The organism is uncultured Agitococcus sp. (assembly GCF_937920075.1).
Classification (GTDB): Bacteria; Pseudomonadota; Gammaproteobacteria; order Pseudomonadales; family Moraxellaceae; genus Agitococcus.
The window spans coordinates 1-1,001 of record NZ_CALETI010000035.1; the positions used below are offsets into that span (position 1 = coordinate 1).

General features: G+C 39.7%; 2 protein-coding genes. Both read right to left on the reverse strand.

The window, feature by feature from the left end; all coding sequences use genetic code 11:
* On the reverse strand, nucleotides 1-184 hold a 184-nt coding region (locus tag Q0212_RS00995; protein ID WP_367175438.1), incomplete at its 3' end, for a gamma carbonic anhydrase family protein.
* Nucleotides 184-1,001: alpha/beta fold hydrolase (locus Q0212_RS01000; protein WP_297920873.1), on the reverse strand; the 818-nt coding region annotated here is incomplete at its 5' end. The genes Q0212_RS01000 and Q0212_RS00995, both read right to left, overlap by 1 nt.

Here is a 1,001-nt window from a genome sequence, read left to right on the forward strand (position 1 = left end):
CTTGAATATTTGAACCTTCACCAATTTTTATGCTATTGACATCACCACGAATCACCGCACATGGCCACACCGAGCTATTTTTGGCTAACTCAACATCGCCAATCACCACAGCGGTACTATCAACAAAGCAAGTTTCAGCAACAGACGGCTTAATACCATCAAAAGGACGAATATTGCTCATCATTAACCTACCTTTTTTACAGGACGTGGATAGGCTTTAGAACGTAATTGCAACCAATCTTTAGAAATAGACCATGTGGTATGCACTGCTTTACTGCCTGTAAACACCCCTGCATGGCCACCAGGGACAATATGAAAAGTTTTATCGGTAGATGACACAATGGTCATAATTGCTCTTGCGCCAGCCACACTGACAATTTTGTCGTTGTCGCCTGCAAAGGCTAATAAATTAGTTTTGATTTGGCTAAAATCAGCAATACGCTCACCAATTTTTAGCTTACCTTTGGCCATACGATTATATAAACCCATTTTACGCATCATATCTTGTACGGTAGCACCGGGGTAATCAGGCATATTGGTAAACCATTCATTCATGGTCATATAACGAGCTACGTAATCATCATCGGCTAAGTTACGAATTAGCTCAATATAACTCGACACAACACCTAAGGGATTGGTCATTTTAAATAACCAAGACAGAGTTTTACCGTCAACATGAAATTTGTCTGAGGACATATTGTCCAATTTAAAACCTGTTTTATGTTTAATGAGACTTGCTGGCATGGATAATAATTGACTCAGTGGCCCTGTAATTGGATTGGCTTTGTGCATATCAATCGGGCTAGCAATCGTAATTAAATTAGTCACTTTGTCATCATCAGGATGCGAAGCCAAATACATTAAAGCCAACAAACCACCCATGCAGTAACCTAATAACGATACTTCGTCACTGTCACTATGCTGACGAATAGCGGCTAATGCTTTAGGAAACCAATCATTAACATAATTTTCTAAGGATAAATCGGCATGATCCGTGGTTG